Below are 13,181 nucleotides of genomic sequence, written 5' to 3' on the forward strand. Positions count from 1 at the left end.
CAGTTACGCATAAGAAGCTATACAGTGCCTACAAGTGTTTGCATAAAGCGCTGCACATCACGGCTAATGCCATCTGCATTGAGGCCACATTCTGCCAGCATTTGCGGGTGCGTGGCCTGATGCAAGAAAGCATCGGGCAGGCCAAGGTTCAGCACAGGCTTAAGAATATGTTGTGCTTGCAGGCTTTCATTTACCGCACTGCCAGCACCACCCATGATGGCATGTTCCTCAATGGTGATAAATGCATTTACTTGAGCAGACAAACGTGCCAGCAGTTGCTGATCCAGCGGCTTGATAAAGCGCATGTTGACCACAGTTACGCCAAGCTGTGGACGGGCCAGTTGCTCAGCGGCTTGAAGTGCTGGCGCTACCATGCTGCCAAAGGCCAGTAAGGCAATCTGCTGGCTGGCGTCTGTATGGTGTTGCGCCACAATTTCAGCCTTGCCAATTTCCAGCGTGGTAAATTCGCTCGCAATATGGCTGCCCGGCCCTGTTCCGCGTGGATAGCGTACGGCAGCTGGTCCCGGATACTGATACGCCGTATGCAGCATCTGGCGGCATTCGTTTTCATCCTTGGGCGCCATCAGGATCAGGTGCGGAATGGTGCGCATGTATGCATAGTCATAAGCACCCGCATGAGTGGGGCCGTCTTCACCCACCAGCCCGGCACGATCAATGCCAAAGGTCACATCCAGATTTTGTAGCGCCACATCATGAATCAATTGATCGTAGCCGCGTTGCAAGAAGGTGGAGTAAATGGCTACCACCGGCTTTAGGCCTTCACAGGCCATGCCAGCTGCCAGCGTGACTGCATGCTGTTCGGCAATGGCCACATCAAAAAATCGCTCAGGATACTGGCTAGCAAACTGCACCATGCCGGAACCTTCACACATGGCTGGGGTAATGGCCAGCAAGCGGTCATCCAGCGCTGCCTGATCACATAAAAACTGGCCAAATACGTCGGCATATTTTTGCGGTTTTGGCTGTTGTTGCGGTGCCTTGACAGGGCTTGTGGCCTGGCTGGTAATTTTGGTAATGGCATGATAGCCAATCGGGTCTGCTTCAGCCGGGAGAAAGCCCTTGCCCTTGGTGGTATAGATATGCAGCAGGCGCGGACCTTTACGGTCTTTAAGCAAGGCCAGAATGCGAACCAGTTCTTTGAGGTTATGGCCATCAACCGGGCCAAAGTATTCAAAGCCAATCGCGCGAAATAAATTCTCGGCAGAATTATTACTGTTCACGCGCGGATTAAAGGTCCAGTTGGGATGCGGCTGAATGGACACTTCGCCATTATCGGCCAGATAAACCGATTGGCCCTGTTTCCATAAGGCACCCAGATGCTTGGCAAAACCACCCACACTGCCGGAAATGGACATATCGTTGTCATTGAGAACCACCAGTACATCAGCATTGTGCTGTACCGCATCATTCATGGCTTCAAAGGCCATGCCGGCAGTCATGGCACCATCACCCACCACGCAGGCCACCCGGCGATCATCCTTCTGATAGCGCAACGCCAGTGCCATGCCAAGGGCGGCAGAAATGGAAGTTGAGGAATGGCCTACCCCGAAGGTATCAAAAGCGGATTCTTCACGGGTTGGAAAGGCGGCCAGACCATCCTTGCTGCGAATGGTGGGCAGGGCTTCACGGCGGCCAGTGAGTACCTTATGCGCATAAGCCTGATGACCCACATCCCAGACCAGCCGGTCCTTGGGGGTATCCAGTGCGTGATGCAGGGCAATGGTGAGTTCCACTACACCCAGATTGGCACCAAAATGTCCGCCACTCTGGCCAGCGGCGTATAAAAGATAAAGACGTAACTCATCAGCCAGTTGTAGCAGTTGCGCGGTATCAAGCGTCTTTAACTGGCTTGGCTGGTCAATGCGATCCAGAAGCGGTGTAGCGGGACGAGCGGTTGGGATTGTGTCATACATCATGTGGCGATATACCTGCTAGCCTGGCATTCCTCAGCTGGGTTTAAGTGTCGATTGACTAAAATCGGCGTCTTGCGTCTAAGCTTGATGAGCAAAGCGAATAGGCCACATTAGGCGCAAATCGTATCATTTGCTGCATCGATGTCCTAGTATTGTTGTCAGAAATTAGCATTAATTGCCTGTTAATTTAGCAGATTTTGTCATTTAACCCGAGCAATATTTTGTACTGTTCCACTGAACTGGGGAAGTCAATCAACAATACGATGGCTGGTTTATCCGGCGCTTATTTTCGTTATACTAGTTCACCTCAATGTTTGTGGATGAAAATGTAGTGCCCATACAATTTGTTGCCACCTCTAAACTCCCGACGGTGCATGGTGAATTTGATATTTCGGTGTTTGAAGACCCGGAAACCGGCGAGGAGCATGTGGCACTATCCAAAGGCCTGCTGCACCACCAGATTGGGGTACAGGCTGATGCAGTGTTGGTGCGTTTACATTCTGAATGCCTAACCGGCGATGCCTTTGCCTCACTGCGCTGTGATTGCGGCCCGCAGTTAAATGCCACCTTAAAAATGATTGAGGATGAGGGCCGTGGGGCCTTGCTGTATTTGCGTCAGGAAGGGCGCGGTATTGGCCTGCCCAACAAGATTCGCGCCTATGCCTTGCAGGATCAGGGACATGATACGGTGGACGCCAACCTGCTGCTTAACCTGCCCGCCGATGCCCGCACCTATGAAATGTGCAAGGTGATGCTGGATTATCTGGGGATTAGCAAGGTTAAACTGGTTACCAATAATCCGGCCAAGGTGGAAGCCTTGCAGCAACTGGGCATTAATGTCGTGCAGCGGGTGCCGCTTCAGGTGGGTAAAAATCCGTTTAATGAAGGCTATCTGGCGACCAAGCAGCAGCGTATGCGCCATTTGTTTTAACGGTTGATGAAGCCAAAGCAGCGTACCGTTTGCCCATCTTTTATTTAATGCAACAGGTAAATAAATAAGCGTAAAAATCCCATAATTTTTTTATGGGATTGCGTTATGATAATCAGCTCGGCTCATTACTCTTTCTTATTGCCTTGGATGCTGCCATGTCCCCATGTTCAACTCAATCATCGCCATTAGCCAGTGAGTCATCTTTAGCCAGTCAACCCGACATCCAGCGGGTGCGCGAGTTTTTGCTGGATTTACAGGCGCGAATTTGTGCCGCACTGGAGCAGCAGGAAAGCGCTGGTGGTGGCAATGCCCATTTTGTACCGGATGAATGGACACGCGCAGAAGGCGGTGGTGGTCGTTCCTGTGTGTTGCAGAATGGCACAGTGATTGAAAAGGGCGGGGTGATGTTTTCCCACATTGACATTAAAAACCTGCCTGCATCGGCCACTGCACGTCATCCTCAGATTGCCGGTGCCAAGGCACAGGCACTGGGCGTGTCACTGGTGATTCATCCCAATAATCCGTATGTACCCACCTCACATGCCAATGTACGGCTGTTTGTGGCTGAAAAAGAAGGGCAGGCACCGATCTGGTGGTTTGGTGGTGGTTTTGACCTCACGCCGTTTTACCCTTCCGAGGCCGATTGTGTGGCATGGCATCAGGTAGCGCATGATTTGTGCCAGCCATTTGGTGAAGATGTTTATCCGCGCTTTAAGACCTGGTGTGATGAGTATTTTTATTTAAAGCATCGTGATGAGCAGCGCGGAGTTGGCGGTCTGTTTTTTGATGATGTGAATATAGAATCCATGGGCTGGGATTTTGAAACCTGTTTTGCCTTTATGCAGGCGGTGGGCAATGGCTATTTGCAGGCAATTATGCCGTTATTCCAGAAATATCAGGACAAGCCCTTTGGCGAGCGCGAACGTGAGTTCCAGTTGTACCGCCGGGGTCGCTATGTGGAATACAATCTGGTGTATGACCGGGGCACACTGTTTGGCCTGCAAACTGGCGGGCGGATTGAATCCATTCTGGTGAGCCTGCCTAACCTTGCAGGCTGGTCCTATCGGCAGGAGTGGGAGCCGGATTCAGCTGAAGCACGCCTAACAGAATATTTCCTGAAACCGCGTGACTGGCTTAAGCAAGGCTAATCGCTAAGGTATTATATTTAAAGCATTGCAATAATAGTCAAAATGCCAAAGCCCATAAAAAACCTCGCCAGTGACGAGGTTTTTTATCAAAAAGAATATTGTGCAAAAATACTGTTAAGTACCGGCCTGTTCAGCAGTGGTGGTCACCGCAGTTGATTCATCTACCTGTTCAGTAATGCCTGTCTGGGTATCTACCACCTTGAACTCGATGCGGCGGTTACGGAACTTGCCTTGCTCGGTGACATTGTCAGCAACCGGATTTTCCGGGCCATAACCTCTGGCACTCAGCTTGCTGGCAGTAACGCCCTGGCTAACCAGATAATCCACCACAGCATGCGCGCGCTGTTCCGACAAGCGCTTGTTATATACCGCATCACCGGTAGAATCAGTATAGCCTTCTACCATCAGCACAATATCCGGTGATTGTTTCATCAGTGTTGCTGCAATGTCCAGAATGGATTTGTTGGCATCTGGAATCACCGCAGAATCACTGGCAAAGTTAATGATTTGCAAGTTAAGGGCACGGGCAACATCCTCGGCTTGTGCCGGATTGGGCAGGTTATTTAAGGCTGTGCGTGCTGCTTCAATACTGCTGTTCACAGACTGGTCAACATCCAGTGGGGTAATGGCAGCCACACCCAGTTCCGGTGCAATCGCCTTGATCTGGTCAACCAGCTGGTTAATAGTCGCGGTATCGGGTGCATTAATAACGAGTTGATTGCCACTCCAGGTCAAACTGGCATTCGGGTAAGGCTTAACCAATTTTAAGATGGTTTCTATCTTGTCCTGTCCGGGCAGTGCACTGCTATAAGCCGGATTGACCTGACTATTACAGGCATACTGACTGCCAAACACATTACGAATGGCTGTATTAAGCATGCTATTGAGGGATGCGTCGCCAACACTGGAATTACAGGCTAGCAGGTTATTGCTGCTGCCTACAGTCAGGTTAATGCTTGCCGGATAACCGCTACTGCTGGTGTTACTGGTTGTAGGGGTTGTGGTGGTGACAGAGGGTGGGACTTCATCACGCTGGCAGGCACGCAGCAAGAGCAAGGCCAGCAATAACAGCGCGGCCAGGCCCAGCCACCAGGGCAACTGGTCCCTAAAGGTTTTGGCACCAGTTTCAACCGGCATGTGATGTGCCGTTTCAATGTCGGAGACAGGCGCGACTGCCGGAATATCGGCTTCTGGCTTAAACAGGCCAGCCAGACCCAGACTGCCCAGCACCGCAATCGACCAGGCTGGAATGCTGCTGACAATGATGGGCAGGTAGGTTTGCAGATAGTCCACCACATTGGCTGGTGCAATGTCAGCCTGTAATGCCTGTGCACTCAAGGGTGTTGCCTGATCCAGCAGCGGGGCAATGGTTTCTACGGGCAAATTATGATGTCTTGAAAACTCTTCCAGCAACTGATGAAAGGAGGCACTGGTGGCTTGCTGCGGGAACACATCAGCAAATAGCGCATTGAGATGTTCCAGTGCAAAGTCAAAGGCATGGGGCTGATAGGCAAATATTCCCAGCAGGATAGGATAAAACTGGTCCAGCAGTGCAGACTTGCTATTAAACTGATGCTGACTGGCATCAGTAATTGGATCAGGCTGAATGATTTGCGGGGTTACCCGTTCCCTCAGCAGGTCAATTGGATTAATCGCCATTTGTTATTCTCCAGTAGTAGGCGGCCAGATTACAGTTGGGTTTATGGCCAACCCTGTTCTTGTCAGGTTCTTTCTCAGGCGCTACAGCATTAGCCTGCATGCCAGCACTCACACAGGCAAGCGGACTAGGTTGCCAGCCGGCTTGCACTCATGTTTTGATCATGCAATATTTTGATAAATTTATAATTATGTGTTTTTGTTTAAATTGTGAGCTTTTCTAATCTACAGGTAAAAAGTGTAACAATAGGAGTTATTCTTGGTGAGGATAGGGGAAAGCCTATTAAAGCGTTGAATTACTTACATAGCATCCAGCAAATTTTAGAGTATTGCTGGATGCCAAGCGGCTTTACGGTATAAAGATTTTTAAAATGATTACTTGACAGCTAATTCATTAGGGTCTGATTCACATGGTGGCTTTGCTGATGGGCTTCTTCAATAATGCGCTGAATTAATACCTGTGCTGTTGGAATGTCATGGATCAGGCCTTGTGACTGTCCAATAAACTGCATGCCGGTTTTTAAATCACCCTGTTCGGTAGCAGCCTTGAGCCGTGGCGTGGCAGCACCAAAACAGGCCAGCAAGCGCACTTTGGTTGGCTCTACCACCAGACCTGCCATAATCTTCCATAGCGAAATATTTAGCTGTCGTGCAGCCAGCATTGCTTGCCATGCCGCCACAAAAAAATTCATGGGCTTGCGGGTCAGGCGCTGTGCCGTTGGTGTTTGCATATAGCGGGCAGGCAGACCATCAAAATTGGAGGAGTAAATGGTGGCATGCTGATCCTTGTCCAGCACTGCCTGTTTGGTATGCTGGTGTACCGGGCTTTCAAGGCAAGTGGCAAAGCGCGAACCCATGGCAATACCAGATGCACCCAGTGCCAAGGCCGCCAGCAAGCCACGTCCATCGGCAAAGCCACCACAGGCAATGACCGGAACTTTTAGCGCATCAACCAGCGCAGGCACCAGTACCAGTGAAGTCACATCGCCGCCATGCGCCGCAGCTTCATGTCCGGTTGCCATGATGGCATCCGCGCCCTGTGCTTCGGCAGCCAGTGCGTGCCTGGCGGTAGTGACTGTTGCAATGACCTTGCCGCCATAGGCATGGCAGCGCTCGATCAGCCAGTCGCCCTTGCCCAGTGAAAAGTTAATCACCGGCACTTGCAACTCCAGCGCCACTTCCGCATTTTCCTTGGCGCCGGGCATCAGCAAGGTACAGCCCACGCCAAATGGCTTGTCAGTCAGGCTGCGAATTTTCAGAATGGCCGCGCGGGTTTGCTCAGGGCTTAAAGGCCCCAGTGCCAGCACGCCCAAACCCCCGGCATTGCTGACAGCTGCCACCAATTCTGGTGTGGAAATCCAGCTCATGCCTGATAAAACAAGCGGATACTCAATACCCAATAATGTGGTTAAACGGGTTTGCATGCTAAATTTCCTAAAATACCAACAACCTAAATTATCAACAATTGCTACCGGCCAAAAATAAAAAGCACTACAGTCACGGTATAATTAAAACTATTATAGCCAATTTAGCCTAGAGAAAGATCATGTCACGTGTTGCCCGTTACCATGCTGACCGCACCAACCAGAAACTGTATTTTGCACGACTGGCCTGCCAGCAAGCGGAGCAAACCGATAAAGTACAGCAGGGACAGGGCGCACGCGAATCTGCCGTGTTCCATTTGCAGGGCGCAGTGCTGGCTTTTTTACAGGAACTGGCACGCTATTACCGGCTGGACGACCCACGACCAACCCTAAAAAGCATTAAGGAAAAAATGGCTGCGCGTGAGCAGGTGTCCCCAGAAATCAGTATTCTGGAGCAATTGTCGCAGCAGGGCTTTCTGGCCGAACTAAACCGTGCTTATGCCTTTTGCCAGTATGCCCCGGAACCTCCGGCACCAGCGCCGGAAGAAGAAAGCTCCTCTATGCTGATCATTAAGGTCACGCAAAGCCCGCAAGCCTGGTTACCGGATGTGCAAATCCTGCGAGAATGGCATCGTGAATTATTGCAACTCATTGAAGGTTTTCGTGATGAAATGGTAGAGTTTTAGGCAGTTTTTTATAAAAAAGCCGCTTTAGCCCTTGAAAAAAGCTGTCATTGGTCGCATTTTAATTAAAGTAAAAGATGTCAAATTTGTTTTCAGGGTTGTCATTATTTAACCTTAAACTGATTGCCTAAAGCCAATTTGATAGCGTTTCGCACCAGCGCGATAGATGATCGCGACTGTAGTATTGGTGGAGAAGACAATGGCTTCAATTGAAAAAATTAAAGAATTACTGAAATCAACCGAAACCGTGCTGGAACTAGTGCAACAGGCCAACGGTGAGCTGGTGCTGCGTCCTTCTGGTAGCGACAGTGAACCACTGGTGAGTATCAAGTTTTCTGATCAGGTTCAGGCGGTCTTGGGCGATAATGCACAGGCATTGGGTCAGCATATGATTCAGTCGGCCATTTACATGATGATGGAGCAGCAGTCTGCACGCTGGCATGCCGAAGTGTTTGATGTTGAGCCTGCCCACTATAGTTAATGCGTTGGTCTGCTAGCTTGGCGGGTTTTGTAAGCAATCCAGTATAGCTAGCGCTTGATTCAGTAGATGTTTAACCGGCTAATGTATATTTGAACCAAAAAGAGCGCAACTTTAATTGTTGCGCTCTTTTTTATGTGTATTTAAGCAAGTTTTTAATTAATGAGCAGTTTTGGGCGCGGCTTCCCGTTCATCAAAACCCATTTGTACCAGAATATGATGAGTCATATTGCTGGCCATTTCGGACTTGGCGTAATACACGCGGCCAATATTTTCCTGCTCCAGTACCCGCGCTTCCTCAATGCTTTCGGCACACAGCATGATTTCAATACCGGGATTAAGCTGGCGCGCAATTTCAGCCATACGACGCACGTACAAGATATCCATGGGGGATACCACCAGCATTCGTGCATGCATGATATGCGCCTGAATCAGTACGGCAGGCTCGGTGGCATTACCTGATACGGCAGCAATGCCTTTGTTACGCAGATTTTCAACAATTTCGCGGTTTTCCTCGGCAATCACCACGCGGATGTTTTGTTGCTGCAATGATCTGGCAATGCGGCGGCCCACTTCACCATAGCCCACCATCACCACCTGATTTTTCAGGTAAGACTGATCCACTTCATCCGGCAGCATGGCCAGCGGATCGGCACTGCGCTCCAGCAGGCGTGCCAGATGTGAGCGTTCGCGAATCCAGCGCTGTACCGGTTCAATGGCGGTAAACATGAACGAGTTTAAGGTAATGGAAATGAGTGCCCCGGCCAGAATCAGGTTTTGCGCTTCAGGCGTAATCAGCTTTAAGGATAGGCCCAGCGTCGCCAGAATAAAGGAAAACTCGCCAATTTGCGCCAGACTGGCACCCACAGTGAGTGCCGTATTGAGCGGATAGCGGAAAAACAGCACCAGTGCCATGGCAGCCAGCGTTTTACCCAGCATGATGATGGCAACCACGCCCAGAATTTGTAAGGGCTGCTCCACAATAATGCTGGGATTAAACAGCATGCCCACCGATACAAAAAACAGGATGGAAAAAATTTCACGCAGCGGCAGGGTTTCTTCTTCTGCACGATGGCTAAAGTCGGATTCCTTAACCACCATCCCCGCAAAGAAAGCGCCCAGTGCCATCGACACGCCAAACAGCACATACGAGCCATAGGCAATGGTCACGGCTGATGCCACGACGGTTAGGGTAAATAACTCACGTGAGCCAATCCGCGCCACCAGCAGCATGATTTTGGGAATCAGCCGCTTGCCAACAATCAGCATAAAGGCAATAAATGCCGATACTTTTAGCAGGGTTAATAACAATGTGAACCAGATATTCTGGTCGGTAGCTGCATGCCCATCCTGCACGGGCGCTTCACCACCCAGCAGGGTAGCGGTTGCAGGCAGCAAAACCAGTACCAGCACCATGACCAGATCTTCAACCAGCAGCCAGCCCACCGCAATCTTGCCATTTACCGAATCCAGCAGGCCCCGGTCGCCCAGTGCACGCAGCAACACTACCGTACTGGCACACGACAAACTCAAGCCAAACACCAGTGCCGCGCCAAGGCTCCAGCCCCACCACATGGTCAGGCCAATGCCCATCAGGGTTGCCACCGCAATTTGCAACATGGCACCTGGCAGAGCAATCCGGCGTACCGCCAGTAAATCTGATAGGGAAAAGTGCATGCCGACGCCAAACATCAGGAACATCACGCCCAGCTCGGCAAGCTGGTTGGCCAGCGCCAGATCGCCCACCACACCGGGCGTGTTGGGGCTAATGATAATTCCAGCGATCAGGTAGCCGATCAAAGGGGGCAGACGCAAGCGTGCCGCCAGATAGCCAAACACCAGCGCCGTGCCAAAACCTACGGCCAGTAAAATAATCAGATCAACTTCATGCGGCACCAGTTTCTCCCAAAAAAGACAGTCAGTAAAACGGCTTAAACCTATTATAGAAATAGCAATAAATCGAAGTAACAGCGCTAATAGTCAGCGCTACTTTAAGATAGTAATCAATAGATGCAAAAATTGTGGCAAGACAGCAAAAATTACCTGAAAAAAATGTAAAAAAAAACGGCTCAATATTGAACCGTTTTTTATCGCTAAAACCAGATTATTTGATTTTAGCTTCTTTGAAAATCACGTGCTGACGAATTTTCGGATCAAATTTTTTGATCTCCATTTTCTCAGGCATAGTACGTTTGTTTTTGGTGGTAGTGTAAAAGTAACCAGTACCAGCAGTAGACACGAGACGAATCTTATCGCGCATGACCAGGGCTCCTTAGATCTTTTGACCTTGAGCACGCAGGTCAGCAACAACCTTCTCAATGCCCAATTTGTCGATAATACGCATACCTTTAGTGGTCAGGCGTAGGCGTACAAAACGCTTTTCGCTTTCTAACCAGAAACGGTGGTGATGCAGGTTCGGCTCGAACCGGCGTTTGGTTTTGTTGTTGGCGTGCGAGACGTTGTTGCCAACGACTGGACGCTTGCCGGTAACTTGGCAAACCTTAGACATGGTAAACTCCATTGATCAGGCCACAATGTTAACGGCCTTTCATATCAAAAAAGTGGTTGATTAAATTCAAGGGGCGTTTTATATCAAAAAAACGCCCCAAACACAAGTCAAATGCCTATAAAAAGCGCTTTTAATTGTGCAGCCCTTGCTGACAGTCAGGTTTAACGCAGCATGGTCTTGAACAGGATTTTATGAATTGGCTTACCGAATGGCGGCAGAATCATTTTGAGCGCGTAAAAACGCGGCTTAACCATGACTGAACGCGCATGGCTCATGTTATAAAAACCTTCTTCGCCATGGTACTTGCCCATGCCTGATGCACCAACGCCACCAAACGGCAGGTCATCCTGTGCAACGTGGGTTAGCACCTGATTAATGCCAAAATGGCCGGAATGGGTACGGCGCGCCATGTATTCGGCACGGTCGGCATCATAGTCAAAATAGTACAACGCTAACGGACGCTGGCGGGCATTGATGTAGCTAATGGTTTCATCAATATCATCATATTCAATGATGGGCAGCACCGGGCCAAAAATTTCCTGCTGGCACAATTCCATGTCCGTGGTCACATTGGCAACCAGTGTAGGGGCAATCTTGCGCACGCTGCTGAGGTCTTCGTTGGCTGGATTAAACTCAAAAAATTCAGCACCGTGTTCGCGTGCATTGTCCAGATAACCCTGAATGCGATTATACTGCTTGTCATTAATGATGCTGGTGTAATCCGGGTTGTTGCGCAGGGTTGGATACATGCTGGTGGCAAAATGGCGCATATGAGCCACAAACTCACGGGTACGACCACGCGGTATAAAAACATAGTCCGGTGCTACACAGGTTTGACCTGCATTCCAGAATTTGCCTGCAGAAAGGCGTTCGGCGGCATCCTTAAGTGACATGGACGGATGCACAATGGCTGGCGATTTACCACCCAGCTCCAAAATCACCGGAACCAGATTTTCAGCAGCGGCGGCCATCACGGTTTTGCCGACAGGAATAGAACCGGTAAACACAATCTGGTCAAACGGCAGGCGGCAGAAGGCATCGGAAATAGCACCGCCGCCGTTGATCACGGTCACCAGATCATTGGGGAATACTTCAGCCAGCGCGCGTTCCAGTACCTTGCCAAAGCTTTTGGAGGAGCTGGAGATTTTTAGCATGGCATGATTACCGGCAGCCAGTGCACAAACAAGTGGGCCTACGGATAGAACCAGTGGATAATTCCACGGTGCCATGATACCAATCACACCCAGTGGCTGGTATTGTACCCACGCCTTGGCAGGTTGATGCAGGGCAGACACATGACGCTTGGAAGGTTTCATCCAGCTGGTCAGGTGCTTACTGTAATAGGTACACTGCTCAAGGCAGGTCATGATTTCGCCAATCTTGGTTTCATGGATGGAGCGATTGCCAAAATCTTCGGAAATGGCATTGGCAATTTCGTCCTGATACTTCACCAATGTGCGGCGCAGGCGGGCAATACGCTCAATGCGCTCATGCGCCGAAGGCACCGGATTTTGTGAGTAGGCAGTTTTCTGGGCTGCCAGTGCATCGTGCATGCGTTGAATTTCAGGTGGCAATGTGCTTTGTACGCTGACAGGAGATGACAAGCTATTCATAATAGGACATGAGGCCAGATTTTATTTAAGATAAGTTGATTTTTAGAGTAATTGCTCTAAAGTGTCAATAGGTTTTTGATGAACCGTCAGGTTTAAAGGTTATTCAATTGCAATCAGGATGAGCTATTTTGAAGCCATTAAAGACACGAGACCGGATTTTACAGATCAGCTTGGCGCTGTTTAACGAACGCGGTGAACGTGTAGTAACCACCAATCATATTGCTGCTGAAATGGGCATTAGCCCCGGCAATCTGTACTATCATTTCAGGAATAAAACCGAGATTATCAAGGAGCTGATGGATACCTATCAGGCCGAAACTATTGACCTGCTAAGTGTGCCGGATGACCGCCCACTCACTGTTGCTGACAAGATCCAGTATTTTCAGTCTTTAAGCCAGCAGTTGTGGAAGTACCGGTTTTTGCATCGCGATATTCATCACCTGATGGATTCCAATGATGATTTCAAGCAGATGTATCCAAACTTTGCTGGTCAGATCATGAAAAAGGGCAAGCAGATTTATCAGGGCTTTGTGGATGCCGGGCTGATGAAAATTGAGCCGTCTGAAATTGAGGCATTGATTATCAATATCTGGATTGTGCTCACCAACTGGACTAACTTTTTATATATGTCGGGTCATATCTCGCATGCAGGTGTGATGGATGAGCGCTGGATCTGGCAAGGCCTGCGCCAGATGGTGTTTCTGGAAGGCCCGTACCTGATTGGCGACAGTCGTCAGGCCTATGACACCTTACTGGCCAATATTGGCAAATCCGAGCTGTTTGAAAGCCTGTCCGCACAAGGTACGCATCAGCAAGCTGCCATTGATTGACAGATAAGCCCACACAATTGAATAAAAAGCCTTGG

13 protein-coding genes are annotated in these 13,181 nt (G+C 49.7%); 5 read left to right on the forward strand and 8 right to left on the reverse strand.

Annotated features, from left to right (window positions below; translation table 11 throughout):
* Positions 1–17 precede the first annotated feature (17 nt).
* On the reverse strand, positions 18–1,937 hold the full coding sequence (gene dxs / locus Q337_RS0113490; protein WP_026472033.1) for a 1-deoxy-D-xylulose-5-phosphate synthase: 1,920 nt from the start codon (positions 1,935–1,937) through the stop codon (positions 18–20).
* Between the two features lie 328 nt (positions 1,938–2,265).
* On the opposite strand from dxs, the gene ribA reads away from it, so the two are divergent.
* Together ribA and hemF are read left to right on the forward strand one after the other, a co-directional pair.
* Positions 2,266–2,865: a GTP cyclohydrolase II gene (ribA, locus tag Q337_RS0113495; protein ID WP_026472034.1), complete on the forward strand. Its 600-nt coding sequence runs from the start codon at positions 2,266–2,268 to the stop codon at positions 2,863–2,865.
* Between the two features lie 155 nt (positions 2,866–3,020).
* The gene (gene hemF / locus Q337_RS0113500) at positions 3,021–4,013 is read left to right on the forward strand and encodes an oxygen-dependent coproporphyrinogen oxidase (protein WP_084494861.1); all 993 of its coding nucleotides are present in this window, start codon (positions 3,021–3,023) and stop codon (positions 4,011–4,013) included.
* 114 nt (positions 4,014–4,127) lie between these two features.
* Here the strand turns inward: hemF and Q337_RS17835 are convergent, their stop codons facing one another.
* The 3 genes from Q337_RS17835 to Q337_RS17840 all read right to left on the reverse strand — a co-directional run bounded on the left by Q337_RS17835 (position 4,128) and on the right by Q337_RS17840 (position 7,093).
* The gene (locus tag Q337_RS17835; RefSeq protein ID WP_051526891.1) at positions 4,128–5,672 is read right to left on the reverse strand and encodes an OmpA family protein; all 1,545 of its coding nucleotides are present in this window, start codon (positions 5,670–5,672) and stop codon (positions 4,128–4,130) included.
* The gene (locus Q337_RS18875; RefSeq protein ID WP_156935812.1) at positions 5,662–5,820 is read right to left on the reverse strand and encodes a hypothetical protein; all 159 of its coding nucleotides are present in this window, start codon (positions 5,818–5,820) and stop codon (positions 5,662–5,664) included. Before Q337_RS18875 ends, Q337_RS17835 begins: the two co-directional genes overlap by 11 nt.
* A 235-nt stretch (positions 5,821–6,055) precedes the next feature.
* On the reverse strand, positions 6,056–7,093 hold the full coding sequence (locus tag Q337_RS17840) for an NAD(P)H-dependent flavin oxidoreductase (RefSeq protein ID WP_034280444.1): 1,038 nt from the start codon (positions 7,091–7,093) through the stop codon (positions 6,056–6,058).
* A 122-nt stretch (positions 7,094–7,215) separates the two neighbouring features.
* Here Q337_RS17840 and Q337_RS0113515 point away from each other — a divergent pair, with 122 nt between their 5' ends.
* A complete protein-coding gene (locus tag Q337_RS0113515; protein ID WP_026472036.1) occupies positions 7,216–7,719 on the forward strand; it encodes a DUF6586 family protein in 504 nt (167 codons plus the stop codon).
* A 196-nt stretch (positions 7,720–7,915) separates the two neighbouring features.
* Positions 7,916–8,197, forward strand: coding sequence for a hypothetical protein (locus Q337_RS0113520; protein ID WP_034280446.1), 282 nt, complete (start codon positions 7,916–7,918; stop codon positions 8,195–8,197).
* A gap of 156 nt (positions 8,198–8,353) precedes the next feature.
* Here Q337_RS0113520 and Q337_RS0113525 read toward each other — a convergent pair whose 3' ends face one another.
* From Q337_RS0113525 to Q337_RS0113540, 4 genes are all read right to left on the reverse strand, one after another.
* Positions 8,354–10,090 carry a cation:proton antiporter gene (locus Q337_RS0113525; RefSeq protein ID WP_026472038.1) on the reverse strand — a complete coding sequence of 579 codons (1,737 nt, stop codon included), beginning with the start codon at positions 10,088–10,090 and terminating at the stop codon, positions 8,354–8,356.
* A gap of 208 nt (positions 10,091–10,298) precedes the next feature.
* On the reverse strand, positions 10,299–10,454 hold the full coding sequence (gene rpmG / locus Q337_RS0113530; protein ID WP_003654787.1) for a 50S ribosomal protein L33: 156 nt from the start codon (positions 10,452–10,454) through the stop codon (positions 10,299–10,301).
* Positions 10,455–10,466: 12 nt separating this feature from the next.
* Positions 10,467–10,703 (reverse strand): 50S ribosomal protein L28, encoded by a 237-nt coding sequence (gene rpmB / locus Q337_RS0113535; protein WP_000048256.1) that lies wholly within the window; start codon positions 10,701–10,703, stop codon positions 10,467–10,469.
* 161 nt (positions 10,704–10,864) lie between these two features.
* Positions 10,865–12,316 carry a coniferyl aldehyde dehydrogenase gene (locus tag Q337_RS0113540; RefSeq protein ID WP_026472039.1) on the reverse strand — a complete coding sequence of 484 codons (1,452 nt, stop codon included), beginning with the start codon at positions 12,314–12,316 and terminating at the stop codon, positions 10,865–10,867.
* A 125-nt stretch (positions 12,317–12,441) separates the two neighbouring features.
* Between Q337_RS0113540 and Q337_RS0113545 the strand changes: the two genes are divergently transcribed.
* Positions 12,442–13,146: a TetR/AcrR family transcriptional regulator gene (locus Q337_RS0113545; RefSeq protein WP_026472040.1), complete on the forward strand. Its 705-nt coding sequence runs from the start codon at positions 12,442–12,444 to the stop codon at positions 13,144–13,146.
* The last annotated feature ends 35 nt before the right edge of the window (positions 13,147–13,181 follow it).

This window comes from Alkanindiges illinoisensis DSM 15370 (assembly GCF_000619845.1).
GTDB classification, from domain to species: domain Bacteria; phylum Pseudomonadota; class Gammaproteobacteria; order Pseudomonadales; family Moraxellaceae; genus Alkanindiges; species Alkanindiges illinoisensis.

Excerpts from the sequence above, each read along its gene's own strand:
- Q337_RS0113515 (WP_026472036.1), top strand. The coding sequence starts at position 7,216 with ATGTCACGTGTTGCCCGTTACCATGCTGACCGCACCAACCAGAAACTG.
- dxs (WP_026472033.1), bottom strand. The coding sequence starts at position 1,937 with ATGATGTATGACACAATCCCAACCGCTCGTCCCGCTACACCGCTTCTG.
- Q337_RS17840 (WP_034280444.1), bottom strand. The coding sequence starts at position 7,093 with ATGCAAACCCGTTTAACCACATTATTGGGTATTGAGTATCCGCTTGTT.
- hemF (WP_084494861.1), top strand. The coding sequence starts at position 3,021 with ATGTCCCCATGTTCAACTCAATCATCGCCATTAGCCAGTGAGTCATCT.
- rpmG (WP_003654787.1), bottom strand. The coding sequence starts at position 10,454 with ATGCGCGATAAGATTCGTCTCGTGTCTACTGCTGGTACTGGTTACTTT.
- Q337_RS0113540 (WP_026472039.1), bottom strand. The coding sequence starts at position 12,316 with ATGAATAGCTTGTCATCTCCTGTCAGCGTACAAAGCACATTGCCACCT.
- Q337_RS17835 (WP_051526891.1), bottom strand. The coding sequence starts at position 5,672 with ATGGCGATTAATCCAATTGACCTGCTGAGGGAACGGGTAACCCCGCAA.
- Q337_RS0113520 (WP_034280446.1), top strand. The coding sequence starts at position 7,916 with ATGGCTTCAATTGAAAAAATTAAAGAATTACTGAAATCAACCGAAACC.
- rpmB (WP_000048256.1), bottom strand. The coding sequence starts at position 10,703 with ATGTCTAAGGTTTGCCAAGTTACCGGCAAGCGTCCAGTCGTTGGCAAC.